Origin of the sequence: Streptomyces sp. NPDC014995 (assembly GCF_043080745.1) — a bacterium.
Lineage (GTDB): Bacteria > Actinomycetota > Actinomycetes > Streptomycetales > Streptomycetaceae > Streptomyces.
In genome coordinates this window covers 339,374-363,068 of sequence record NZ_JBIBVX010000004.1, presented here as the reverse complement: position 1 = coordinate 363,068, position 23,695 = coordinate 339,374, and the positions used below count along the sequence as shown (strand labels likewise).

The window sequence follows — 23,695 nt, the reverse complement described above, 5'->3', positions numbered from 1 at the left end:
CGGTGACCGAGAAGGCCGACCTCACCTCTGTTGATGTCACAGCCGTCCTCGACCGAGCCGCCGCGGGCGGACGGATCACGCCCGAGGAAGCGCTCGCCCTCTACCGCGACGCGCCCCTGCACGCGCTGGGCGCCGCCGCCGACGCCGTACGCCGCCGCCAGTACGCCGGGACCGAGCACATCGCGACGTACATCATCGAGCGGAACATCAACTACACCAACGTGTGCGTCACGGCGTGCAAGTTCTGCGCCTTCTACGCCGCCCCGAAGGACCGGGCCAAGGGCTGGACGCGCGACCTGGACGACATCCTGCGCCGGTGCGCGGAGACCGTGGAACTGGGCGGCACCCAGATCATGTTCCAGGGCGGACACCACCCGGACTACGGCGTCGAGTACTACGAGAAGCACTTCTCCGCCATCAAGAAGGAGTTCCCGCAGCTCGTCATCCACAGCCTGGGGGCGAGCGAGGTCGAGCACATGGCGCGGATCTCGAAGGTGTCCGTGGAGGAGGCGATCCAGCGCATCCACGCCGCCGGTCTGGACTCCTTCGCCGGTGCCGGCGCCGAACTCCTGCCGGAGCGCCCGCGCAAGGCCATCGCGCCGCTGAAGGAGTCCGGCGAGCGCTGGCTGGAGATCATGGAGGCCGCGCACAACCTCGGCGTCGAGTCCACCTCCACCATGCTGATGGGCACGGGTGAGACGAACGCCGAGCGCATCGAGCACCTGCGGATGATCCGTGACGTGCAGGACCGGACGGGCGGCTTCCGCGCCTTCATCCCGTACACCTACCAGCCCGAGAACAACCACCTGAAGGGCCGCACCCAGGCGACCCTCTTCGAGTACCTGCGGATGATCGCGGTCGCCCGCCTCTTCCTCGACAACGTCCGCCACATCCAGGGCTCCTGGCTGACGACCGGCAAGGAGGTCGGCCAGCTGTCCCTGCACTACGGCGCGGACGACCTCGGCTCGATCATGCTGGAGGAGAACGTCGTCTCCTCGGCCGGCGCCAAGCACCGCTCCAACCGCCTGGAGATCATCGACCTGATCAGGAAGGCGGGCCGCGTCCCGGCGCAGCGCTCCACGACGTACGAGCACCTGGTCGTCCACGACGACCCGGCGAACGACCCCGTCGACGAGCGGGTCGTCTCCCACATCTCCTCGACGGCGATCGCGGGCGGCACGGCGCACCCCGAGCTGAAGATCCTCGCGTCCAACTAGCCGCCCCATGCTCACGATTCACGCGGACTCCACGGGATGGGCGCTCGCCGTCGAGGGCGCGTGGATCGCCGAGGCGGGCCCGCTGGAGAAGCTCGTCGCCGACCGGCCGCGGGCCCGGGTGCGCCAGTGGCCCGGCATCCTCACCCCCGGGCTCGTCAACCCGCACGGCACGGAGCTGCTGGAGGAGACGTACCACCCGGATCCGCGCGAGGCCGACGAGCTGGGCACCGAGCCGCTGACCGGGGACGCGCTCGCGGCCCTGGCCATGAACGACGCCCGCTGGGGGGCGAGCGCCCGGCGCGGGGTGCAGCGCATGCTGGCGAACGGCACCGTCGCGGCGGCCTGCGAGGAACTCCGCAACCGCGCCGTACGGGATGCTGTGCGCCGCTCCGGCCTGGGGGTCGTGGGGCGGCTCGGACGTCCGGGCGGGGTGCCCTCGCTCGACCCGTACGCCAGCGGCCTGCCGGTGGAGTTCGCGCAGCCGAGGGAGCGCGGCTCCGCCGCCCGGTTCGCCGTCTTCGACGTCCCGGACGAGGCCGCGCTCGCCGCACGCGGAGTCGCGACCTGCGTGGCGACGGTGGTCGAGGGGCGCCTGGTGTACCGACGGCGTTAGGGGCCCTCGCCCGATGGGCGACCCGGGCGGGCATGGCGCGAGGACCCCTCAGCCGGTGAACGCCTCCGCGAACGCCCCCGAACCCTGTTCCACCCCGCTGCACTTGGTCAGCGCGTCGTCCTGACCGGCGTCCCCGTCCGCACACTCCCGGTCGCGGAAGGTCGACCACATCGACACCCAGGAGATGCCCTTCCCCTCGGCGAACGTCCGCACCTGCGCCGCGTCCGCGAGCGTCAACGTCTCGCGAAGGCGTACTTCCGGATCGACTTCGCCCGGCTCAGCCGCTTCCGGCGCACGGACCGGGTCGTCACCGTCTTCGACGCGCGGGCGGTGACGATCTACCTCTGGCACGAGATCGCCCTGATCCTGGCGGTACCGCTGACCGACCGCTTCTGGGACGTGCCCGCGTTCGTGAGGTACCTGCCGCTGGACAGCCAGTGGTTCATGTTCGGCGTCGGCCGGCTGCTGATCGTGGTCTTCGTGCTGCTGTGCGGGTGGGTCGAGGACGTGGCGGCGAGAAAGAGGCCGAGGCTGCTGCCGTGATGCTCGGAGCGGCCCTGCCACAATGGGCGGGTGACCCGCGCCTCCCTGAACAAGCAGCCGCACGAAGTCGCCTCGATGTTCGACGACGTGGCGGAACGGTACGACCTGACGAACGACGTCCTCTCGCTCGGCCAGGACCGGAGATGGCGCAAGGAGGTCGCCCGGGCGGTCGACGCCCGTCCCGCGCAGAAGGTCCTGGACCTGGCGGCGGGCACGGCCACCTCCTCGCTGCCGTTCGCGCGGACCGGCGCCTACGTCGTCCCCTGCGACTTCTCCCTCGGCATGCTCCAGGTCGGCAAGAAGAAGCACACCTGGCTGCCGTTCACCGCGGGTGACGCGACGAGGCTGCCGTTCAAGGACGACACCTTCGACGCCGTCACCATCTCCTTCGGGCTGCGCAACGTGCAGGACTTCGACGCCGCCCTGCGGGAGATGTACCGGGTGACGCGGCCCGGTGGACGGGTCGTGATCTGCGAGTTCTCGCACCCGACCTGGGCGCCCTTCCGCACCGTGTACACCGAGTACCTGATGCGCGCCCTGCCGCCGGTCGCGCGCACGGTGTCCTCGAACCCCGACGCGTACGTCTACCTCGCCGAGTCCATCCGAGCCTGGCCCGACCAGCCCGCCCTGGCCGAGCACCTGCGCAAGGCCGGCTGGTCCAAGGTCGCCTGGCGCAACCTGACCGGCGGCGTGGTGGCCCTGCACCGGGGCTTCAAGGAGAGCTGAGGGGCTGAGGGGCCCGGGGGGCCGTGACTACCCGCTGATCGCCTCGAAGGCGTCTCCCGGCCGGTCCAGCTCGCGTTCCAGCCCGCCCCCGCCGGGTTTCGGCAGACGCGGCTCGCGTACGCCCGCACCCCCGCCGCCCTCGCCCTCGGCGAAGTCGAACCACACGGTGACGACCGCGCCGCGCGGCACCTCGACACCGGGCGGCGGGTACTGCCGTACGACGTAGTCGACGACCGTGCGGTGGAAGTCGGGCCGGTCGGGTGCGGCCAGCAGCACTCCTCGCGCCGTAGCCGCTTCGCGCGCGTCCATGGCCATCAGGCCGACGAGCCTCGGCACGCGCACTTCGGGTGTTTTGGGCCGTATGAGCACAGATGTCACCCCCAGCGGTACCGGAAGGGTAACCGCCTGGAGGTGCCGTCCGGAAGCGTCCGGTGTCTTTCTGTAGCAATCGACTACAGAGAGTCGCCATCCTGGAGGTCGAGGCGGTAACAGTGCCCCTCCCGGCGCGACTCGGGCGTCGAGAAGACCTCCGCCAGCCGCATACCGAGCCGTCGCGTGACCGCGATGGAGCGGGCGTTGCGCGCGTCGACCATGGCCACGACGCTCGGCACCCCGGCCGCCCGAAGCCGCTCCAGCGTCATCCGCGCGGCCGCGGTGACATACCCCTGGCCCCAGTGCTCCCGCCCGAGCCGCCAGCCGATCTCGATCTCACCCGTGGGACCCCACTCCCGCTCCCAGGGCTGGGCGCCGGTGAAGCCGATGACCCGACCGGACTCGTCGAGCATGGTCCACAGACAGAAGCCGCGCTCGGCGTCGTGCCGGCGCTGGCGGGCGGTGAGCTCCTCGTAGACCGACAGCCCGGCGGACCTGCCGCCGTGGAACTCCATGACGTCCGGATGGTCGAAGACCCGGTGCCACGCGACCGCGTCCTCGTCCGTGGGGACACGCAGCCGTACTACGGGGAGAACTCGGTTCACGGGGGCAGCCCTTCAGATGGGTGATCAATTCTGCTGAATAGACTGCCCGTGTCCAGTGCCGGTCGGCACGAAGATGTCGAACTTGGGGAGATCCCGCCGTGACCGTGACTGAGCCCCTCTCCGAAAACACCGCCGATGTGATCGTCGTCGGGGCGGGGCCGGCCGGCTCCACGACCGCGTACCACCTCGCCAAGGCCGGACTCGACGTACTCCTGCTGGAGAAGACCGAGTTCCCGCGCGAGAAGGTCTGCGGCGACGGCCTCACCCCGCGCGCCGTCAAGCAGCTCGTGGCCATGGGCATCGACATCTCCGAGGAGGCCGGCTGGCTGCGCAACAAGGGCCTGCGCATCATCGGTGGCGGCGTGCGCCTCCAGCTGGACTGGCCGGATCTCGCCTCCTTCCCCGACTACGGTCTCGTCCGCAAGCGCGACGACTTCGACGAGCAACTGGCCCGGCAGGCGCAGAAGGCGGGCGCGCGGCTGTACGAGCGCTGCAACGTCGGCGCCCCGATCATCGACGACCGCACCGGCCGCATCACCGGCGTGCACGCCAAGCTGGGCGAGGAGAAGCGCGAGGTCACCTTCCACGCCCCGCTCGTGGTCGCCGCCGACGGCAACTCCACCCGGCTGTCCCTGGCGATGGGCCTGCACCGCCGTGAGGACCGCCCGATGGGCGTCGCGGTGCGCACGTACTTCACCTCCCCGCGTCACGAGGACGACTACCTGGAGTCCTGGCTGGAGCTGTGGGACCGGCGCGGGCCGGGCGAGGACCGCCTCCTCCCGGGCTACGGCTGGATCTTCGGCATGGGTGACGGCACCTCCAACGTCGGCCTGGGCGTCCTCAACACCTCCGACTCCTTCAAGGAACTGGACTGGCGCGAGGTCCTGAAGGCCTGGTGCGCCTCCATGCCGGAGGACTGGGGCTACACGCCGGAGAACATGACGGGCCCGATCCGCGGCGCCGCCCTGCCCATGGCCTTCAACCGCAAGCCCCACTACACCAAGGGCCTGCTGCTCGTCGGTGACGCCGGCGGCCTGGTGAACCCCTTCAACGGCGAGGGCATCGCCTACGCCATGGAGTCCGGCCAGCTCGCCGCCGACGTCATCGTCCAGGCCCACGCCCGCGCCACCCCCGGCCAGCGCGAACTGGCCCTGCGGCGCTACCCGCAGATCCTGGCGGACACCTACGGCGGCTACTACACGCTGGGCCGCGCCTTCGTGAAGCTCATCGGCAACCCGAAGGTCATGAAGATCGCCGCCCAGCGGGGCCTGACCCACCCCCTGCTGATGAAGTTCACCCTGAAGCTGCTCGCGAACCTCACGGACCCGACGGGCGGCGACGCGATGGACCGCATCATCAACGGCCTCAGCAAGGTGGCACCCAAGGCGTGACGCGGACGGACGGTCCGTGGGACGACCGGTCCGGCGGTGGGATGACCGGTCCGTGGGACGACCGGCCGTCGGAACGACCGGTCCGTCGGACGACCTGACCGGCGGGCGGACGTGACCGGGAGGCGAACGTGACCGGGCGGGGGCAGGCCCGGTCACGCGGTGAGGGAGTGCTGCCCGGCGGCCCCCTCCGGGGTGGACGTTACTGGCGCCGAGTTGACGCCGTATCCGGCATGTCGGACACGGATTGTGTGGCGGGTATGTCGCCGAAATGTGATGGGGAGTTCGGGGCCGGGGGCCGAGGGTCGGGGGTCGGAGGTCGGGGGCGGCAGGTCCGGAAGCCGGGAGGTCCGGAAGCCGGAGGCCCAGGAGGCCGGGCGCCAAGAGGCCGGGGACCAGGAGACCAGGGGTCCGGGCAGCTCGGGGGCAGGGGGCACGGGGCAGGGGTCACGGAGGCCCGGGGCAGCGGGCAGGGAGGCCCGGACGCCTGGTGCCAGGGGCCGGGAGGCCGGAAACACCTGGAGGGAAGCCGGGGCCCGGGGACCGGGGGCCGGCAGGCGCACGGCAGCCGGAAGGGCCGCTGCCCCCGAGCGGCTGCGGCCCTTCGTCCCGTCTGTCGTGCGCGGGCGCGCGTCAGAGCACGCGCACCGCACCCGACGCCGGGTAACCGGACAGGTCCTGGATGACGACGCCCTTGGACGGGTTGGCCGCGTCGAGGTACTGGCCGTCGCCGATGTAGACGCCCACGTGGTAGGCGGAACCCTTGCCGCCCCAGTACAGGATGTCGCCGACCTGGAGGTTGGACAGGGACACGTCGGTGCCGACCATCGACTGGTCCTGCGAGACCCGCGGCAGGTCGACGCCGACCTGCTTGAACGCGGCCTGGACGAGCGAGGAGCAGTCCCACGCGTTGGGTCCGGTGGCGCCCATGACGTAGGCGTCGCCCACCTGGGCCTTGAGGAAGGCGATGACCGTCGCCACGCTGCCGCTGGCCGGCGCGGAGACGGACGTGGACGCGGAAGCGGACAGGACGGTCCGCTCCGAGGAACGGGAGGCAGCGGCTTCGGCGGCCGCCCTGCGGGCCTCCTCGGCCTTCTTCTTCGCCTCGGCCTTCTTGGCGGCGACGAGGTCCTTCTTGGCCTCCTTGGCCGCCGCGGCGGCGGCCGCGTCGCGCTCGGCCTCCAGCTGGTAGTTGGCCGCGGCCTGCTGCGTGGCCTGGGCGGACTGCGCGACCTGAGCGGCCACGTCACCCGTGAGCACGGGCAGTTCGAGCGTCTGCGTCACCGGCTCGGCGGCGTTGGCCGAACCAGCCGCCGTGGCGACGGCCAGCGTGCCGAGGACACCACTGGCGACTCCGGCCCGCATCGCGATCGTCGACGCGCTGCGGCGGGGCTTCCGGTGGCTGCGTATGTGAGCGGTGTGGGACATGGGTACAACCGGTACCAGGGGCTCCTTCATACCTTCAAGAAACGTGTGCTGCGCCACATTTACTCAATGGCACCTCCGAACACCGGGCACGCCGCTCTTTATTGACGCCGTAACGGACATTGCGGACTCGGGTGATCAAGCCTGTGATCATGGGCTTTCGCTGTTACGCCCGAATTGCCCCGCACCTACCACTGGTTGCGACTGTTGGCCAAGCCCGGTTCCTGGGCGCCCCTCGCGGATGTGGTGGAGGTCACGGAACGGTTACCCGTCCGCCCGCGTCCCGCGCGAACGGAGTGGCCGGTTCCGCTCGTGAACGCGTGCACGTGCCCAGACCTGCCTTCTCGGCTCCCCCCGAGGCGTGAACGCATCCTCTAGCAGGGGGTCACGTCCAGCGCCAATTTGCATGCAAGGGAAGTTTCTTGATATGGAGACGCCCCCGTCTGGCCTGCGGTGACGAGCATGAATGTCACTTCTTGTGATCACTCTGACGCTTCCCGTACGAAGATCACCACTGGTATGACTTCATGATCCTTCGTCAGGTGGTGGAGATCACAAAGCTTGTGCAATACCCCGTGTCGCAGATCACAGAGCGGCAGGCATAAGATGCGAGGCAGTTGGGCTTGTGACCTGCTTCACATGTTCGCGATCTTCGCCGGGACCAGCGGGGCTTGTGGGTCATGTGAGACGGAAGTGAGTCCATGCCATCGCCAGCAGTCAGTGCCGACTGAGAGGAGCGAGGAGCGGTGAACGCGTATGCGCCCATCCTCGTACTGGGAGCCCTCGGGGCAGGCTTTGCGATCTTCTCCGTGGTCATGGCCACGTTGATCGGGCCGAAGCGGTACAACCGCGCCAAGCTCGAGGCCTACGAGTGCGGTATCGAGCCGACCCCCACGCCGGCCGGCGGCGGGCGCTTCCCCATCAAGTACTACCTGACGGCGATGCTCTTCATCGTCTTCGACATCGAGATCGTCTTCCTCTACCCCTGGGCCGTCACCTTCGACGCCCTGGGGCTTTTCGGGCTCGTGGAGATGCTGCTCTTCGTGCTCACCGTCTTCGTCGCCTACGCGTACGTGTGGCGGCGCGGCGGCCTGGAATGGGACTGAGGGGCCTTTAGTCATGGGACTCGAAGAAAAGCTGCCGAGCGGATTCCTGCTGACCACCGTCGAGCAGGCCGCGGGCTGGGTGCGCAAGGCGTCGGTCTTCCCCGCCACGTTCGGCCTCGCCTGCTGCGCCATCGAGATGATGACCACCGGTGCCGGCCGCTACGACCTGGCGCGCTTCGGCATGGAGGTCTTCCGCGGTTCGCCCCGCCAGGCGGACCTGATGATCGTCGCGGGCCGGGTCAGCCAGAAGATGGCGCCGGTGCTCCGGCAGGTCTACGACCAGATGCCGAACCCGAAGTGGGTGATCTCCATGGGCGTGTGCGCGTCCTCGGGCGGCATGTTCAACAACTACGCGATCGTCCAGGGCGTCGATCACATCGTCCCCGTCGACATCTACCTCCCCGGCTGTCCACCGCGCCCGGAGATGCTCATGGACGCGATCCTCAAGCTCCACCACAAGATCCAGAACTCCAAGCTGGGCGTGAACGCCGAGGAGGCGGCCCGCGAGGCGGAGGAGGCGGCTCTCAAGGCCCTGCCCACGATCGAGATGAAGGGGCTGCTGCGGTGAGCGACGCTAACGGCACCGGCGGAGAGGCGAACGGGACCAACCCCGAGCGGGACCTCTCCGCGTCCAACCTCCCCGGCCAGCGAGGCCAGGGCGGCGAGGAGATCCGCGTCCAGCGCGGCATGTTCGGCGCCAACAACGGCGGCGACACCTCCGGCTACGGCGGCCTGGTCCGCTCGGTCCGGCTCCCGGGACCGGCGAGCCGGCCCTACGGCGGCTGGTTCGACGAGGTCGCCGACGAACTCGAGGGCGCGCTGGAGGAACAGGGCCTCCTCCCCGAGAACGCGATCGAGAAGACGGTCGTCGACCGCGACGAACTCACCTTCCACATCGAACGCGAGCACCTGCCGCGGGTCGCCCGCACCCTGCGCGACGACCCGGCCCTGCGCTTCGAACTCTGCACCGGCGTCAGCGGCGTCCACTACCCGAACGACAAGGGCCGCGAACTGCACGCCGTCTACCACCTGCGCTCGATCACCCACAACCGGCTGATCCGCCTCGAAGTCAGCGCCCCGGACGGCGACCCGCACGTCCCGTCCCTGGTCTCCGTCTATCCGACCAACGACTGGCACGAGCGCGAGACCTACGACTTCTTCGGAATCGTCTTCGACGGTCACCCGGCCCTGACGCGGATCATGATGCCGGACGACTGGCAGGGCCATCCCCAGCGCAAGGACTACCCCCTCGGCGGCATCCCCGTCGAGTACAAGGGCGCCCAGATCCCGGCTCCGGACCAGCGGAGGTCGTACTCGTGAGCACGCAGTCAGCATCGGCACGCGAGACCACCGAGGGGACCGTCTACACGGTCACCGGTGGCGACTGGGACGAGGTCGTCCAGTCCGCGGCCCGCGCCGACGACGAGCGCATCGTCGTCAACATGGGCCCCCAGCACCCCTCCACCCACGGGGTGCTCCGCCTGATCCTGGAGATCGAGGGCGAGACGGTCACCGAGGCCCGCTGCGGCATCGGCTACCTCCACACCGGCATCGAGAAGAACCTCGAGTACCGGACCTGGACGCAGGGCACCACGTTCGTGACGCGCATGGACTACCTGACGTCCTTCTTCAACGAGACCGCCTACTGCCTCGCCGTCGAGAAGCTCCTCGGCATCGAGGACCAGATCACCGAGCGAGCCAAGATCATCCGGGTGCTCCTGATGGAGCTGAACCGGATGTCCTCCCACCTGGTGTGCATCGCCACCGGCGGCATGGAGCTGGGCGCCACCACGATCATGATCTACGGATTCCGTGATCGTGAAATGATTCTCGACATCTACGAGCTCATCACGGGCCTCAGGATGAACCACGCGTACATCCGCCCCGGCGGACTCGCCCAGGACCTGCCGCCCGGCGCGGTGGACCAGATCCGCGAGTTCGTGAAGAAGATGAAGAAGAACCTCCCGGAGTACGACAAGCTCGCCACCGGGAACCCCGTCTTCAAGGCCCGCATGCAGGACATCGGCTACCTCGACCTGGCCGGCTGCATGGCCCTCGGCGTCACCGGCCCGATCCTGCGCTCCACCGGCCTGCCGCACGACCTGCGCAAGGCACAGCCCTACTGCGACTACGAGACGTACGACTTCGACGTCCCGACCGCCGACTCCTCCGACGCCTACGGCCGCTTCCTGGTCCGCCTCGAGGAGATGCGCCAGTCCCTCAGGATCGTCGAGCAGTGCCTGGACCGGCTACAGCCCGGCCCGGTCATGGTCGGCGACAAGAAGATCGCCTGGCCGGCCCAGCTCGCCCTGGGCCCGGACGGCCTCGGCAACTCCCTCGACCACATCAAGAAGATCATGGGCACCTCCATGGAGGCCCTGATCCACCACTTCAAGCTGGTCACCGAGGGCTTCCGCGTCCCGCCGGGACAGACGTACGCGGCCGTCGAGTCGCCCAAGGGCGAGCTCGGGGTGCATGCCGTGTCCGACGGCGGCACCCGCCCCTACCGGGTCCACTTCCGCGACCCGTCCTTCACCAACCTTCAGGCCATGGCGGCGATGTGCGAAGGCGGCCAGGTCGCCGACGTCATCGTCGCCGTCGCGTCCATCGACCCCGTGATGGGAGGCGTCGACCGGTGACCACCTCTTCTTCCGAGCGGGGCGTCAGCCTGGGCATGCCCGAGCTGCCCGCGCCCGCGTACCCGGACGACGTCCGAGCCCGGCTCGAGCGGGACGCGCGCGAGATCATCGCCCGCTACCCCGACTCCCGGTCCGCGCTCCTGCCGTTGCTGCACCTCGTGCAGTCGGAGGAGGGACACGTCACGCGCACCGGGATGCGGTTCTGCGCGGACATGCTGGACCTGACCACCGCCGAGGTCACCGCGGTCGCCACCTTCTACACCATGTACCGGCGTCGGCCGAGCGGTGACTACCAGGTGGGCGTCTGCACCAACACCCTCTGCGCGGTGATGGGCGGCGACGCCATCTTCGAGGAGCTCCAGGAGTACCTCGGCGTCGGCAACGGCGAGACCACCGGCGACGGAAAGATCACCCTGGAGCACATCGAGTGCAACGCGGCCTGTGACTACGCGCCGGTCGTGATGGTCAACTGGGAGTTCTTCGACAACCAGACCGTGCAGAGCGCGAAGCGCCTGGTGGACGACCTGCGGACCGGACGTACGGTCTCGCCCACGCGCGGGGCGCCGCTGTGCACCTTCAAGGAGACCGCCCGGATCCTGGCGGGCTTCCCCGACGAGCGCGAGGGCGCCGTCGAGGCGAGCGGCAGCGCGGGACCGGCGTCGCTGGTGGGCCTTCGCCTGGCGAGGGGAGAGACCGCACCCGCGCGCGTGGTCCACCCGCGCGACGGCGGACCGCACGACGAACCGCAGCGGGCCGTGCACGAGCCGTCGCCGGCCGAGCACCTCAGTTCGCACGACGCGCCGCAGGACACATCGGCCTCCGACCCGGCCCACCCGGCAGGGCCTACCGCCGAGGAGGGGGAGTGATGACCTTGGCACCCGAGCTGAAAGACACCGGCCCCGAGAAGCTGCTCGCACCCGTGCTGTCGGCCTTCTGGGACGAGGACAGGTCCTGGACGCTGGACGTCTACCGGAGGCACGAGGGGTACGAGGGGCTCCGCAAGGCGCTCGCCATGTCGCCGGACGACGTGATCGCGTACGTCAAGGAGTCCGGTCTGCGCGGGCGCGGTGGCGCGGGATTCCCGACGGGAATGAAGTGGCAGTTCATTCCGCAGGGTGATGGAAAACCGCACTATCTAGTTGTCAACGCCGACGAGTCGGAGCCCGGAACCTGCAAGGACATCCCGCTCCTCTTCGCGAACCCGCACAGCCTCATCGAGGGCATTGTCATCGCGTGTTATGCCATCAGGTCGTCGCATGCCTTCATCTATCTGCGTGGTGAAGTCGTCCCCGTGTTGCGGCGGTTGCACGAGGCCGTGCGCGAGGCCTATGCGGCCGGCTACCTCGGCGAGAACGTCCTGGGCAGCGGACTCGACCTCGAACTCACCGTGCACGCGGGCGCGGGCGCGTACATCTGCGGTGAGGAGACCGCGCTGCTGGACTCGCTCGAAGGCCGCCGGGGTCAACCGCGGCTCCGTCCCCCCTTCCCTGCTGTCGCGGGCCTCTATGCCTGCCCGACTGTGGTGAATAACGTCGAATCGATCGCGTCAGTTCCCGCCATTCTGAACAACGGCAAAGAATGGTTCAGGTCGATGGGCAGCGAGAAGTCCCCGGGCTTCACGCTGTACTCGCTCAGCGGGCATGTCGCCAGCCCAGGCCAGTACGAGGCCCCGCTCGGCATCACCCTCCGCCAGCTCCTCGAGATGAGCGGCGGCATGCGACCGGGCCACCGCCTCAAGTTCTGGACGCCGGGCGGCTCCTCGACACCGATGTTCACCGACGAGCACCTCGACGTCCCTCTTGATTACGAAGGAGTGGGCGCCGCGGGTTCCATGCTCGGCACGAAAGCTCTCCAGTGCTTCGACGAGACGACCTGCGTCGTGCGTGCCGTCACCCGCTGGACCGAGTTCTACGCCCACGAGTCCTGCGGCAAGTGCACGCCGTGCCGCGAAGGCACCTACTGGCTCGTCCAGTTGCTGCGGGACATCGAGGCCGGCAAGGGCGTCATGTCCGACCTCGACAAGCTCAACGACATCGCCGACAACATCAACGGCAAGTCCTTCTGCGCCCTCGGCGACGGTGCCGCCTCGCCGATCTTCTCCTCGCTCAAGTACTTCCGCGAGGAGTACGAGGAGCACATCACGGGCCGCGGCTGCCCCTTCGACCCGGCCAAGTCGACGGCCTGGGCCGACCGCACGGAGGTGAACGCATGACCGTGACCACCAACGCTCCCGCCGGTGGGGGAGAGGCGGCGGTCCCGCCGGAGGACCTCGTCACGCTGACCATCGACGGCGCGGAGATCAGCGTGCCCAAGGGCACGCTGGTCATCCGGGCCGCCGAACAGCTCGGCATCGAGATCCCGCGCTTCTGCGACCACCCCCTCCTCGACCCGGCCGGCGCCTGCCGCCAGTGCATCGTCGAGGTCGAGGGCCAGCGCAAGCCCATGGCGTCCTGCACGATCACGTGTACGGACGGAATGGTGGTGAGGACCCACCTCACCTCGCCCGTGGCCGAGAAGGCACAGCACGGCGTGATGGAGCTGCTCCTCATCAACCACCCGCTGGACTGCCCGGTCTGCGACAAGGGCGGCGAGTGCCCCCTGCAGAACCAGGCCATGTCGCACGGCAACGCCGAGTCCCGCTTCGAGGGCCGCAAGCGCACGTACGAGAAGCCCGTGCCCATCTCCACGCAGGTGCTGCTCGACCGCGAGCGGTGCGTGCTGTGCGCCCGCTGCACCCGCTTCTCCAACCAGATCGCGGGCGACCCGATGATCGAGCTGATCGAGCGGGGCGCGCTCCAGCAGGTCGGCACCGGTGAGGGCGACCCCTTCGAGTCGTACTTCTCCGGCAACACCATCCAGATCTGCCCGGTCGGCGCGCTGACGTCGGCGGCGTACCGATTCCGCTCCCGGCCCTTCGACCTGATCTCCTCGGACTCGGTGTGCGAGCACTGCTCCGGCGGCTGCGCCACGCGCACCGACCACCGGCGCGGCAAGGTCATGCGGCGCCTGGCCGCCCCGGACCCCGAGGTCAACGAGGAGTGGATCTGCGACAAGGGGCGCTTCGCGTTCCGGTACGCGCAGCAGCGGGACCGGCTCGAGACGCCCCTCGTGCGGAACGCCGAAGGGGTCCTGGTACCGGCGTCCTGGCCGGAGGCGTTGCAGATCGCGGCCCAGGGGCTGCTCGCCTCGCGCGGCCGGACCGGTGTCCTGACCGGCGGCCGCCTCACCATCGAGGACGCGTACGCGTACAGCAAGTTCGCGCGCGTGGCGCTCGACACCAACGACATCGACTTCCGCGCGCGCGTGCACAGCAGCGAGGAGGCCGACTTCCTGGCGGCGAGGGTGGCCGGACACGGCCGCGACCTCGACGGTACGGGCGTCACGTACACCTCGCTGGAGAAGGCACCCGCCGTCCTGCTGGTCGGGTTCGAGTCGGAGGAGGAGGCGCCCGGCGTCTTCCTGCGGCTGCGCAAGGCCTGGCGCAAGCACGGGCAGCAGGTGTTCTCGCTGGCCACGCACGCCACCCGGGGTCTGGAGAAGGCGGGCGGCACGCTGCTGCCGGCCGCTCCGGGCACCGAGACCGAGTGGCTCAACGCGCTGTCCGCGGGGGTCGGCCTGGAGGGGGCCGGCAGCAGGGCCGCCGAGGCACTGCGCACCGAGGGCGCGGTGATCGTCGTCGGCGAGCGGCTGGCCGCCGTGGCCGGCGGGCTCACCGCCGCCGCACGGGCCGCGACCGCGACCGGGGCCGACCTGGTGTGGATTCCGCGCCGGGCCGGCGAGCGGGGCGCGATCGAGGCCGGTGCGCTGCCGTCGCTGCTGCCGGGCGGACGTCCGGCCACCGACCCGCGCGCGCGTGAGGAGGTCGCGGCCGTCTGGGGGCTCGCCGAACTCCCGCACCGCTACGGCCGGGCCACCGAGCAGATCATTGAGGCCGCCGTCGGTGGGGAGCTGCAGGCCCTGCTCGTCGCCGGGGTGGAGATCGCCGACCTGCCCGACCCGGCACGCGCGCGTGAGGCGCTCACCGAGGTCGGCTTCCTGGTGTCGCTGGAGCTGCGGCCCACCGAGATCACCGAGCACGCCGACGTCGTCCTGCCCGTGGCCGCGGTCGCCGAGAAGGCGGGCGCCTTCCTCAACTGGGAAGGCCGGGTGCGCTTCTTCGAGGCCGCGCTCAAGCCCGACCAGCTGACCCGCCGCCTGGCGTCGGCCGACGCGCGCGTGCTCCAGATGCTGGCCGACGCCATGGACGTCCACCTGGGCCTGCCGGACCTGCGCACCGCGCGCGCGGAGCTGGACCGGCTCGGCGCCTGGGACGGGCCGCGGGCCACCGAGCCGCTGGAGGGCGCGGGCTTCCTGCCGCGGCCCGCCGCCGGTGAGGCGGTGCTCGCCGGACACCGGCTGCTGCTCGACCAGGGCGTCCTCCAGCAGGGCGACGAGGCGCTCGCCGGGACGCGGCACGCCGCGTACGCGCGCGTGTCCGCTGCCACGGCCGCCGAAGCCGGCGTCGGGGACGGCGACGTGCTCGCCGTGACCGGCCCCGTCGGAACGGTGGAGCTGCCCGTCAGGATCACCGAGATGCCCGACCGGGTGGTGTGGCTCCCGCTCAACTCCGTCGGTGGGGGCGTCGCCTCCGACACCGGGGCCCGGCTCGGTTCCCTCGTCCGCATCGGCCCGGCGACGCTCGCCGCCGAAGCCCCCCAGGAGGTGGAGGCATGAGCCCGTACCTCGCCCTTGAAGACCTCTCGATGTTCGGCCGCGACCCCTGGTGGCTGGTCCTCGTCAAGGCGGTCTTCTGCTTCGCCTTCCTGATGGTGACCGTGCTGTTCTCCATCGTCTGGGAGCGCAAGGTCGTCGCCTGGATGCAGCTGCGCATCGGCCCCAACCGGCACGGCCCCTGGGGCATGCTCCAGTCGCTCGCCGACGGCGTGAAGCTGATGCTGAAGGAAGACCTCATCGTCAAGCGCGCGGACAAGGTCGTCTACGTCCTCGCACCGATCGTCGCGGCCATCCCGGCCTTCATGGCGATCGCGGTGATCCCCTTCGGCCCGGCCGGCAACGAGGTCTCGATCTTCGGCCAGCGCACCACCATGCAGCTCACCGACCTGCCGATCGCGATGCTCTACATCCTCGCGGTCGCCTCGATCGGCATCTACGGCATCGTCCTGGCGGGCTGGAGTTCCGGATCCACCTATCCGCTGCTGGGCGGCCTGCGCTCCTGCGCGCAGATGATCTCCTACGAGATCGCCATGGGTGCCGCCTTCGCCTCGGTGTTCCTCTACTCCGGGTCGATGTCGACGTCGACGATCGTCGAGCAGCAGCAGGACCGCTGGTACATCATCCTGCTGCCGGTCTCCTTCATCCTCTACATCGTCACGATGGTCGGCGAGACCAACCGCGCCCCCTTCGACATGCCGGAGTCCGAGGGCGACCTGGTCGGCGGCTTCAACACCGAGTACTCGTCGATCAAGTTCGCGATGTTCATGCTCGCCGAGTACGTGAACATGGTGACGGTCTCGGCCGTGTCGGTGACGCTGTTCCTCGGCGGCTGGCGGGCACCCTGGCCGATCAGCACCTTCTGGGAGGGCGCGAACCACGGCTGGTGGCCGATGCTCTGGTTCACGGTCAAGGTGCAGCTGCTGCTGTTCTTCTTCATCTGGCTGCGCGGCACGCTCCCGCGGGTCCGCTACGACCAGCTGATGAAGCTCGGCTGGAAGGTCCTCATCCCCGTCTCGGTGACGTGGCTGATGCTCGTCGCGACCGTGCGGACCCTGCGCAACGAGAACTACGACTTCGCCGACATCGCCCTCTACGTCGGCGGCGCTGTCCTGGTCCTGCTGCTGCTCTCCTTCATCGCGGACATGTTCCGCGAGCGCGGCAAGCAGGCCGAGGCGCCCGCCGAGCCCGCCGGCTTCGACCCGATGGCGGGCGGGTTCCCCGTACCGCCGATGCCGGGGCAGGAACTGCCACCGGTCCCCAGGCGCCGCCCGCGCCGGGAGCGGGAGCTGATTGTCAGTGGCGGGTCGGACACTGTCAGTGACGGATCGCTGGATGGAAAGGAGGCGTCCGATGGCTGAGGAGCCCAAGGAGACCAAGCCCGGTTTCCAGAACCCCGTCGCCGGCTTCGGCGTGACCTTCAAGGCCATGTTCAAGAAGCGGCTGACCGAGCAGTACCCGGAGCAGAAGAAGACCACGGCTCCGCGGTTCCACGGACGGCACCAGCTCAACCGCCATCCGGACGGCCTGGAGAAATGCGTCGGCTGCGAGCTGTGCGCCTGGGCCTGCCCCGCCGACGCGATCTACGTCGAGGGAGCGGACAACACCGACGAGGAGCGCTACTCGCCGGGCGAGCGGTACGGGCGCGTCTACCAGATCAACTACGCCCGCTGCATCCTGTGCGGCCTGTGCATCGAGGCGTGCCCCACGCGCGCGCTCACGATGACCAACGAGTTCGAGCTCGCCGACTCCAGCCGCGCCAACCTGATCTACACCAAGGAGCAGCTGCTGGCCGGCCTCGAGGAGGGCATGGTCGACACGCCGCACGCCATCTACCCGGGGATGGACGAGCAGGACTACTACCGGGGCCTGGTGACGGAGGCCGCGCCCGGCACCGAGCGGCAGGTCGCCGTCTCCAAGGGCGAGGTCCCGCAGGAGGCCGCCTCGACGTTCGGTGACGGCGAGCCCGCCTCCGAGGAGGTGATCGGCCGATGAGCGCGCAGCTCGCCGCCTACTCCACCTCCACCGGCGAGGCGTTCCAGTTCTGGGTGCTCGGCACCGTCGCGGTGATCGGCGCCCTGTGCACCGTCTTCATGAAGAGGGCCGTGCACAGCGCGCTCTGTCTCGCCGGCACCATGATCGTCCTGGCGGTGTTCTACCTCGCCAACGGCGCCTACTTCCTGGGCATCGTGCAGATCGTCGTCTACACCGGCGCGATCATGATGCTGTTCCTGTTCGTGGTGATGCTCGTCGGCGTCACGGCGGCGGACTCCCTGAAGGAGACCATCAAGGGCCAGCGCTGGCTGGCCCTCGTCTGTGGCCTCGGATTCGGCATCCTGCTCGTCGCCGGTATCGGCAACGCCTCCCTGACGGAGTTCAACGGCCTGGCCGACGCCAACGCGGGCGGCAACGTGGAGGGACTCGCGGCCCTCATCTTCACCAAGTACGTCTTCGCCTTCGAGATCACCGGCGCCCTGCTGATCACGGCCGCCGTCGGCGCCATGGTGCTCACCCACCGCGAGCGCACCGAGCGGGCCAAAACCCAGCGTGAGCTGGCCGAACAGCGCGTCCGCGAGGGCAAGCACGTACCCCCGCTGCCGGCGCCCGGTGTGTACGCGCGGCACAACGCCGTGGACATCGCGGGCCTGCTGCCCGACGGCACCCCGTCGGAGCTCACGGTCAGCAAGACGCTGCGCGAGCGCGGTCAGATCCGTGACGTGTCCACCGAGGCGCTCAACGACCTCAAGGCGCTGGAGCGGCGCGCGGAGGAGCGCCTGGACCGGACCGCGATCGAGCCGCCGCTCTTCAAGGGGAACTCCCAGCGGACCGAGGAGGCGTCGAAGTGAACCCGGTCAACTACCTCTACCTCGCCGCCCTGCTGTTCACGATCGGCGCGACGGGCGTGCTGATCCGGCGCAACGCGATCGTCGTGTTCATGTGCATCGAGCTGATGCTCAACGCCTGCAACCTCGCGTTCGTCGCCTTCTCCCGGATGCACGGCAATCTCGACGGCCAGATCATCGCCTTCTTCACGATGGTCGTCGCCGCCGCGGAGGTCGTGGTCGGACTCGCGATCATCGTGTCGCTGTTCCGTTCCCGCCACTCGGCCTCGGTCGACGACGCCAGCCTGATGAAGCTGTAAGGGGTCGGAAGAATCGTGGAGAACCTGATTGCGCTGCTGATCGCGGCGCCCCTGCTCGGAGCGGCCGTCCTGCTGGTCGGCGGCCGCCGGCTCGACGCCGTCGGCCACTGGATCGGCACGCTGCTCGCGGCCGTCTCCTTCGCGCTCGGCCTCGTCCTCTTCGCCGACCTGCTCGGCAAGGACGCCGGCCACCGGACGCTGACGCAGCACCTGTTCAGCTGGGTCCCGGTCGAGGGCTTCCAGGCGGACGTCGCCTTCCGCCTCGACCAGTTGTCGATGACGTTCGTGCTGCTGATCACGGGCGTCGGCTCGCTGATCCACCTGTACTCGGTCGGGTACATGGAGCACGACGAGCGGCGCCGCCGCTTCTTCGGCTACCTGAACCTGTTCCTCGCGGCGATGCTCCTGCTCGTCCTCGCCGACAACTACCTGCTGCTGTACGTCGGCTGGGAGGGCGTCGGTCTCGCCTCCTACCTGCTCATCGGCTTCTGGCAGCACAAGCCCAGCGCCGCCACCGCCGCGAAGAAGGCCTTCCTGGTCAACCGCGTCGGCGACATGGGCCTGGCGATCGCCATCATGCTGATGTTCACCACCTTCGGCACCTTCGCCTTCGGCCCGCTGCTCGGCACGCACGAGGAGGCGGGGCTCGCCGGTGACGCGACCGAGGGCCAGCTCACGGCCATTGCCCTGATGCTGCTGCTCGCGGCCTGCGGCAAGTCCGCCCAGGTGCCGCTGCAGTCCTGGCTCGGGGACGCGATGGAGGGCCCGACCCCGGTCTCGGCCCTCATCCACGCGGCGACGATGGTCACGGCGGGCGTCTACCTGATCGTCCGCTCCGGAGCGATCTTCAACGCGGCGCCCGACGCGCAGCTCGTCGTCACGATCGTCGGTGCCGTCACGCTCCTGTTCGGTGCGATCGTCGGTTGCGCGAAGGACGACATCAAGAAGGCGCTGGCCGGCTCGACCATGTCGCAGATCGGCTACATGGTGCTGGCCGCGGGCCTCGGCCCCATCGGCTACGTCTTCGCGATCATGCACCTGGTGACGCACGGCTTCTTCAAGGCCGGCCTGTTCCTCGGCGCCGGCTCGGTCATGCACGGCATGAACGACGAGGTCGACATGCGCAAGTACGGCGGCCTGCGCAAGTACATGCCGGTCACCTTCGTCACCTTCGGCCTCGGCTACCTCGCCATCATCGGCTTCCCGGGCCTGTCCGGCTTCTTCTCCAAGGACAAGATCATCGAGGCGGCGTTCGCCAAGGGCGGCACCGAGGGCTGGATCCTCGGCGGCTGCGCGCTGCTGGGCGCGGCCATCACCGCGTACTACATGACGCGCGTGATGCTGATGACGTTCTTCGGCGAGGAGCGCTGGAGGAACCAGCCCACTCGCTCACCGGAGGCGCCGAGTGCCGAGCCCGCGGCCGAGCACCGCGGGGAGCACGCCGAGCCGCACCCGCACGAGTCGCCCAAGGTCATGACGATCCCGATGATCGTGCTGGCCGTCGGCTCCGTCTTCGGCGGCGCCTTCTTCAGCATCGGCGACCGCTTCCTGCACTGGCTGGAGCCCGTCACCGGGCACGATCACGGGCACCCCCCGGTCAGCGCCCTGACGGTCACCCTCGCCACCATGGTGGTCCTGGCGCTCGGCGTCGCCCTCGCCTACCTCCACTACGGCCGCCGCCCGGTCCCGGTCGTCGCCCCGCGCGGGTCTCTGCTCATCCGGGCCGCCCGGCGCGACCTGCTCCAGGACGACTTCAACCACGTCGTCCTGGTCCGCGGCGGCGAGCACCTCACGCGGTCCCTGGTGTACGTCGACCACACCCTGGTCGACGGCGTCGTCAACGGCACGGCGGCCTCGGTCGGCGGCCTCTCCGGGCGCATGCGCAAGCTCCAGAACGGCTTCGCGCGCTCCTACGCGGTCTCGATGTTCGGCGGTGCGGCGGTCCTCATCGCCGCGACCCTGCTGATGAGGGCGGTCTGATACCGATGTCCTTTCCTCTGCTGACAGCGACGGCGGCGCTCCCCGCGATCGGGGCGGTCGCCACGGCCGCCGTCCCGGCCGCGCGGCGCAACGCCGCCAAATCACTGGCGCTGCTCTTCTCGCTCGCCACGCTCGCCCTGGCGATCGTCGTCCTGGTCCGCTTCGACCCGGGCGGCGACCGCTACCAGCTCACCGAGTCCCACTCCTGGATCGCGGACTTCGGGGTCAGGTACGAGCTGGGTGTGGACGGCATCGCGGTGGCGCTCATCGCGCTCACGGCGCTGCTGATCCCGTTCATCATCCTGGCGGGCTGGCACGACGCCGACCCGCTGGAGACCGGCAGCAGGCGCTGGCGGCCGACCCAGGGCTTCTTCGCCCTGATCCTGGCCGTCGAGGCGATGGTGATCCTCTCCTTCGAGGCCACCGACGTCTTCCTCTTCTACATCTTCTTCGAAGCCATGCTGATCCCGATGTACTTCCTCATCGGCGGTTTCGGGGACCGTGCCCACGAGCACGGCGAGGAGACGGCGTCCACGCAACGGTCGTACGCGGCCGTGAAGTTCCTGCTCTACAACCTGGTCGGCGGGCTGATCATGCTGGCCGCGGTGATCGGGCTGTACGTGGTCGCGGGGAACTTCTCGCTCACGGAGATCGCCGAAGCCCGGGCCAACGGTTCGCTCGAGATGGCGACGAACACCGAGCGCTGGCTGTTCCTGGGCTTCTTCTTCGCCTTCGCGGTGAAGGCGCCCCTGTGGCCGCTGCACACATGGCTGCCCAACGCCATGGGGGAGGCCACCGCCCCGGTCGCCGTCCTGATCACGGCGGTCGTCGACAAGGTCGGCACCTTCGCGATGCTCCGCTTCTGCCTCCAGCTCTTCCCGGAGGCGTCGAAGTGGGCGACGCCCGCCATCCTCGTCCTCGCCGTCATCAGCATCATCTACGGCGCGCTGCTCGCCGTCGGCCAGCGCGACATCAAGCGGCTGGTGGCGTACGCGTCGATCTCGCACTTCGGGTTCATCATCCTGGGCATCTTCGCGATGACCAGCCAGGGCCAGTCCGGTGCGACGCTCTACATGGTCAACCACGGCATCTCGACGGCCGCGCTGATGCTGGTCGCCGGCTTCCTGATCTCTCGGCGCGGCTCGCGGCTCATCGCCGACTACGGCGGTGTGCAGAAGGTCGCTCCGGTGCTCGCCGGCACGTTCCTGATCGGCGGACTCGCGACCCTCTCGCTTCCGGGCCTGGCTCCCTTCGTGAGCGAGTTCCTGGTCCTGGTCGGCACGTTCGCGCGGTACCCGGCGATCGGCGTCATCGCCACCTTCGGCATCGTCCTGGCCGCGCTCTACACCCTCGTCCTCTACCAGAGGACGATGACGGGCCCGGTGAAGCCCGAGGTCTCCACGATGCCGGACCTCCGCGTGCGTGAGCTCGTGGTCGTCACCCCCTTGATCGTGCTGCTGATCTTCCTGGGCGTCTACCCGAAGCCCGTCACGGACATCATCGATCCGGCGGTCAAACAGACCCTGTCGGACGTACAGAAGAAGGACCCCCAGCCCGAGGTGGAGGCGGCCAAGTGAGCACAGCAGCCGTCCACAGCCTGTGGACAACCGCGGCCGACCCGATCTCGAAGATCGACGCGCCGAAGATCGAATACGCGCAACTGTCGCCCACCCTGATCGTCGTGGGAGCGGCGATCATCGGGATCCTGGTCGAGGCCCTCGTGCCGCGCAAGTCCCGCTACTACACCCAACTCTTCGTGTCCGTCGTCGCGTTGACCGCCGCGTTCGCCGCGGTGGTGGCGCTGGCGGCGGACGGGTACGGCACCACCAAGGCGCGCATCGCGGCGATGGGCGCGATCGCCGTCGACGGGCCGGCCCTGTTCCTCCAGGGCACCATCCTGCTGGCCGCCCTGGTCGGTCTGTTCACCTTCGCCGAGCGTCGGCTCGACCCGGCGGCACACGGCAACCGCGTCGACTCCTTCGCCGCGCAGGCCGCGTCCGTGCCGGGCAGCGACAGCGAGAAGGCCGCGGTCAAGGCGGGCTTCGCGACCACCGAGGTCTTCCCGCTGCTGCTCTTCGCGGTCGCGGGCATGCTGGTCTTCCCGTCGGCCAACGACCTGCTGACCCTCTTCATCGCCCTGGAAGTCTTCTCGCTGCCGCTGTACCTGCTGTGCGCGCTGGCCCGCCGCAAGCGGCTCATGTCGCAGGAGGCAGCGGTCAAGTACTTCCTGCTCGGCGCCTTCGCCTCCGCGTTCACCCTGTTCGGCATCGCCCTGCTCTACGGCTACGCGGGCTCCGTCTCGTACGCGACGATCGCGCAGGTCGTCGACGGCACGGTCACCAACGTCAGCCCGGCCCTCGCCGACACCATGGGCAACGACGCGCTGCTGCTCGTCGGCGCCGCGATGATCGTCATGGGTCTGCTGTTCAAGGTGGGCGCGGTGCCGTTCCACATGTGGACGCCGGACGTCTACCAGGGCGCGCCGACCCCGGTCACCGGCTTCATGGCCGCCGCGACCAAGGTGGCCGCCTTCGGCGCGCTGCTGCGCATCCTGTACGTCGTCCTGCCCGGCCTGCGCTGGGACTGGCGGCCGGTCATGTGGGGCGTCGCGATCGTCACCATGCTGGGCGGCGCGATCGTCGCGATCACGCAGACCGACATCAAGCGGCTGCTGGCGTACTCGTCCATCGCGCACGCCGGATTCATCCTCGCGGGTGTCATCGCGACCACCCCGGACGGCGTCTCGTCCGTCCTCTTCTACCTGGCGGCGTACTCGTTCGTGACGATCGGCGCGTTCGCGGTGGTGACGCTGGTGCGGGACGCGGGCGGCGAGGCCACCCACCTGTCCAAGTGGGCCGGACTCGGCCGTCGTTCGCCGCTGGTGGCGGCCGTCTTCGCGGTGTTCCTGCTCGCCTTCGCCGGCATCCCGCTGACCTCCGGCTTCGCCGGGAAGTTCGCCGTGTTCAAGGCGGCGGCGGAGGGCGGCGCGGCGCCGCTGGTCGTGGTCGGCGTGATCTCGTCGGCGATCGCGGCGTTCTTCTACATCCGGGTCATCGTGCTGATGTTCTTCAGCGAGCCGCGGCCGGAGGGGCCGACGGTGGCCGTGCCGTCGCCGCTGACGACGACGGCGATCGCGGTGGGCGTGGCGGTCACCCTGGTGCTCGGTGTGGCACCGCAGTACTTCCTGGACCTGGCGGGCCAGGCGGGGGTGTTCGTGCGCTGAGGCTCT

General features: G+C 69.6%; 21 protein-coding genes and 2 pseudogenes. 19 read left to right on the top strand and 4 right to left on the bottom strand.

Features of this window, described 5'->3' with window-relative positions:
- Positions 1–2 precede the first annotated feature (2 nt).
- Both mqnC and ACF1A1_RS11300 read left to right on the top strand, forming a co-directional pair.
- Positions 3–1,217, top strand: coding sequence for a cyclic dehypoxanthinyl futalosine synthase (gene mqnC, locus ACF1A1_RS11305; protein WP_391998914.1), 1,215 nt, complete (start codon positions 3–5; stop codon positions 1,215–1,217).
- A 7-nt stretch (positions 1,218–1,224) separates the two neighbouring features.
- Complete coding sequence (locus tag ACF1A1_RS11300) at positions 1,225–1,830, top strand: hypothetical protein (RefSeq protein WP_391998913.1); 606 nt, start codon at positions 1,225–1,227, stop codon at positions 1,828–1,830.
- Between the two features lie 48 nt (positions 1,831–1,878).
- Here ACF1A1_RS11300 and ACF1A1_RS11295 read toward each other — a convergent pair.
- Positions 1,879–2,073: pseudogene (locus ACF1A1_RS11295) on the bottom strand (hydrolase); the annotation flags it as partial.
- Between ACF1A1_RS11295 and ACF1A1_RS11290 the strand changes: the two are divergent.
- Positions 2,074–2,373, top strand: a pseudogene (locus tag ACF1A1_RS11290) (acyltransferase); the annotation flags it as partial. It abuts the pseudogene before it with no gap.
- Between the two features lie 30 nt (positions 2,374–2,403).
- Positions 2,404–3,099 carry a demethylmenaquinone methyltransferase gene (locus ACF1A1_RS11285; RefSeq protein WP_391998912.1) on the top strand — a complete coding sequence of 232 codons (696 nt, stop codon included), beginning with the start codon at positions 2,404–2,406 and terminating at the stop codon, positions 3,097–3,099.
- 27 nt (positions 3,100–3,126) lie between these two features.
- On the opposite strand, the gene ACF1A1_RS11280 is transcribed toward ACF1A1_RS11285, so the two are convergent.
- Positions 3,127–3,441, bottom strand: a complete 315-nt coding sequence (locus ACF1A1_RS11280; protein ID WP_391998911.1) for a PASTA domain-containing protein — start codon at positions 3,439–3,441, stop codon at positions 3,127–3,129.
- Positions 3,442–3,551: 110 nt separating this feature from the next.
- Complete coding sequence (locus ACF1A1_RS11275) at positions 3,552–4,076, bottom strand: GNAT family N-acetyltransferase (protein ID WP_391998910.1); 525 nt, start codon at positions 4,074–4,076, stop codon at positions 3,552–3,554.
- A 104-nt stretch (positions 4,077–4,180) separates the two neighbouring features.
- Between ACF1A1_RS11275 and ACF1A1_RS11270 the strand changes: the two genes are divergently transcribed.
- Positions 4,181–5,467, top strand: coding sequence for a geranylgeranyl reductase family protein (locus tag ACF1A1_RS11270; RefSeq protein WP_391999063.1), 1,287 nt, complete (start codon positions 4,181–4,183; stop codon positions 5,465–5,467).
- A gap of 630 nt (positions 5,468–6,097) precedes the next feature.
- Here ACF1A1_RS11270 and ACF1A1_RS11265 read toward each other — a convergent pair.
- Positions 6,098–6,922 (bottom strand): C40 family peptidase, encoded by an 825-nt coding sequence (locus ACF1A1_RS11265; RefSeq protein ID WP_391998909.1) that lies wholly within the window; start codon positions 6,920–6,922, stop codon positions 6,098–6,100.
- Positions 6,923–7,635: 713 nt separating this feature from the next.
- Between ACF1A1_RS11265 and ACF1A1_RS11260 the strand changes: the two genes are divergently transcribed.
- The 14 genes from ACF1A1_RS11260 to nuoN are packed head-to-tail and all read left to right on the top strand — an operon-like array spanning position 7,636 to position 23,689.
- Positions 7,636–7,995, top strand: coding sequence for an NADH-quinone oxidoreductase subunit A (locus ACF1A1_RS11260; RefSeq protein ID WP_030494815.1), 360 nt, complete (start codon positions 7,636–7,638; stop codon positions 7,993–7,995).
- 13 nt (positions 7,996–8,008) lie between these two features.
- Positions 8,009–8,563, top strand: coding sequence for an NADH-quinone oxidoreductase subunit B family protein (locus ACF1A1_RS11255; protein WP_055635348.1), 555 nt, complete (start codon positions 8,009–8,011; stop codon positions 8,561–8,563).
- Positions 8,560–9,315, top strand: a complete 756-nt coding sequence (locus ACF1A1_RS11250) for an NADH-quinone oxidoreductase subunit C (RefSeq protein WP_391998908.1) — start codon at positions 8,560–8,562, stop codon at positions 9,313–9,315. The genes ACF1A1_RS11255 and ACF1A1_RS11250 overlap by 4 nt, the downstream gene beginning before the upstream one ends.
- Positions 9,312–10,634, top strand: coding sequence for an NADH-quinone oxidoreductase subunit D (locus tag ACF1A1_RS11245; RefSeq protein ID WP_391998907.1), 1,323 nt, complete (start codon positions 9,312–9,314; stop codon positions 10,632–10,634). The genes ACF1A1_RS11250 and ACF1A1_RS11245 overlap by 4 nt, the downstream gene beginning before the upstream one ends.
- Complete coding sequence (nuoE, locus tag ACF1A1_RS11240; protein ID WP_391998906.1) at positions 10,631–11,500, top strand: NADH-quinone oxidoreductase subunit NuoE; 870 nt, start codon at positions 10,631–10,633, stop codon at positions 11,498–11,500. Before ACF1A1_RS11245 ends, nuoE begins: the two co-directional genes overlap by 4 nt.
- Positions 11,500–12,846, top strand: coding sequence for an NADH-quinone oxidoreductase subunit NuoF (gene nuoF / locus ACF1A1_RS11235; protein ID WP_391998905.1), 1,347 nt, complete (start codon positions 11,500–11,502; stop codon positions 12,844–12,846). Before nuoE ends, nuoF begins: the two co-directional genes overlap by 1 nt.
- Positions 12,843–15,347: an NADH-quinone oxidoreductase subunit G gene (locus tag ACF1A1_RS11230; protein ID WP_391998904.1), complete on the top strand. Its 2,505-nt coding sequence runs from the start codon at positions 12,843–12,845 to the stop codon at positions 15,345–15,347. The genes nuoF and ACF1A1_RS11230 overlap by 4 nt, the downstream gene beginning before the upstream one ends.
- Positions 15,344–16,705, top strand: coding sequence for an NADH-quinone oxidoreductase subunit NuoH (nuoH, locus tag ACF1A1_RS11225; protein ID WP_391998903.1), 1,362 nt, complete (start codon positions 15,344–15,346; stop codon positions 16,703–16,705). The genes ACF1A1_RS11230 and nuoH overlap by 4 nt, the downstream gene beginning before the upstream one ends.
- Complete coding sequence (gene nuoI, locus ACF1A1_RS11220) at positions 16,698–17,339, top strand: NADH-quinone oxidoreductase subunit NuoI (RefSeq protein ID WP_391998902.1); 642 nt, start codon at positions 16,698–16,700, stop codon at positions 17,337–17,339. Before nuoH ends, nuoI begins: the two co-directional genes overlap by 8 nt.
- Positions 17,336–18,190, top strand: a complete 855-nt coding sequence (locus ACF1A1_RS11215; RefSeq protein ID WP_391998901.1) for an NADH-quinone oxidoreductase subunit J — start codon at positions 17,336–17,338, stop codon at positions 18,188–18,190. Before nuoI ends, ACF1A1_RS11215 begins: the two co-directional genes overlap by 4 nt.
- Positions 18,187–18,486 (top strand): NADH-quinone oxidoreductase subunit NuoK, encoded by a 300-nt coding sequence (gene nuoK, locus ACF1A1_RS11210; protein ID WP_003974374.1) that lies wholly within the window; start codon positions 18,187–18,189, stop codon positions 18,484–18,486. The genes ACF1A1_RS11215 and nuoK overlap by 4 nt, the downstream gene beginning before the upstream one ends.
- Positions 18,487–18,501: 15 nt before the next feature.
- Positions 18,502–20,466 carry an NADH-quinone oxidoreductase subunit L gene (gene nuoL, locus ACF1A1_RS11205; protein WP_391998900.1) on the top strand — a complete coding sequence of 655 codons (1,965 nt, stop codon included), beginning with the start codon at positions 18,502–18,504 and terminating at the stop codon, positions 20,464–20,466.
- 5 nt (positions 20,467–20,471) lie between these two features.
- Positions 20,472–22,043 (top strand): NADH-quinone oxidoreductase subunit M, encoded by a 1,572-nt coding sequence (locus tag ACF1A1_RS11200; RefSeq protein ID WP_391998899.1) that lies wholly within the window; start codon positions 20,472–20,474, stop codon positions 22,041–22,043.
- Positions 22,040–23,689 carry an NADH-quinone oxidoreductase subunit NuoN gene (gene nuoN, locus ACF1A1_RS11195; protein WP_391998898.1) on the top strand — a complete coding sequence of 550 codons (1,650 nt, stop codon included), beginning with the start codon at positions 22,040–22,042 and terminating at the stop codon, positions 23,687–23,689. Before ACF1A1_RS11200 ends, nuoN begins: the two co-directional genes overlap by 4 nt.
- Positions 23,690–23,695 lie beyond the last annotated feature (6 nt).

Excerpts from the sequence above, each read along its gene's own strand:
- ACF1A1_RS11300 (WP_391998913.1), top strand. The coding sequence starts at position 1,225 with ATGCTCACGATTCACGCGGACTCCACGGGATGGGCGCTCGCCGTCGAG.
- ACF1A1_RS11265 (WP_391998909.1), bottom strand. The coding sequence starts at position 6,922 with ATGAAGGAGCCCCTGGTACCGGTTGTACCCATGTCCCACACCGCTCAC.
- ACF1A1_RS11255 (WP_055635348.1), top strand. The coding sequence starts at position 8,009 with ATGGGACTCGAAGAAAAGCTGCCGAGCGGATTCCTGCTGACCACCGTC.
- nuoF (WP_391998905.1), top strand. The coding sequence starts at position 11,500 with ATGACCTTGGCACCCGAGCTGAAAGACACCGGCCCCGAGAAGCTGCTC.
- ACF1A1_RS11230 (WP_391998904.1), top strand. The coding sequence starts at position 12,843 with ATGACCGTGACCACCAACGCTCCCGCCGGTGGGGGAGAGGCGGCGGTC.
- nuoH (WP_391998903.1), top strand. The coding sequence starts at position 15,344 with ATGAGCCCGTACCTCGCCCTTGAAGACCTCTCGATGTTCGGCCGCGAC.
- nuoI (WP_391998902.1), top strand. The coding sequence starts at position 16,698 with ATGGCTGAGGAGCCCAAGGAGACCAAGCCCGGTTTCCAGAACCCCGTC.
- ACF1A1_RS11215 (WP_391998901.1), top strand. The coding sequence starts at position 17,336 with ATGAGCGCGCAGCTCGCCGCCTACTCCACCTCCACCGGCGAGGCGTTC.
- ACF1A1_RS11200 (WP_391998899.1), top strand. The coding sequence starts at position 20,472 with ATGTCCTTTCCTCTGCTGACAGCGACGGCGGCGCTCCCCGCGATCGGG.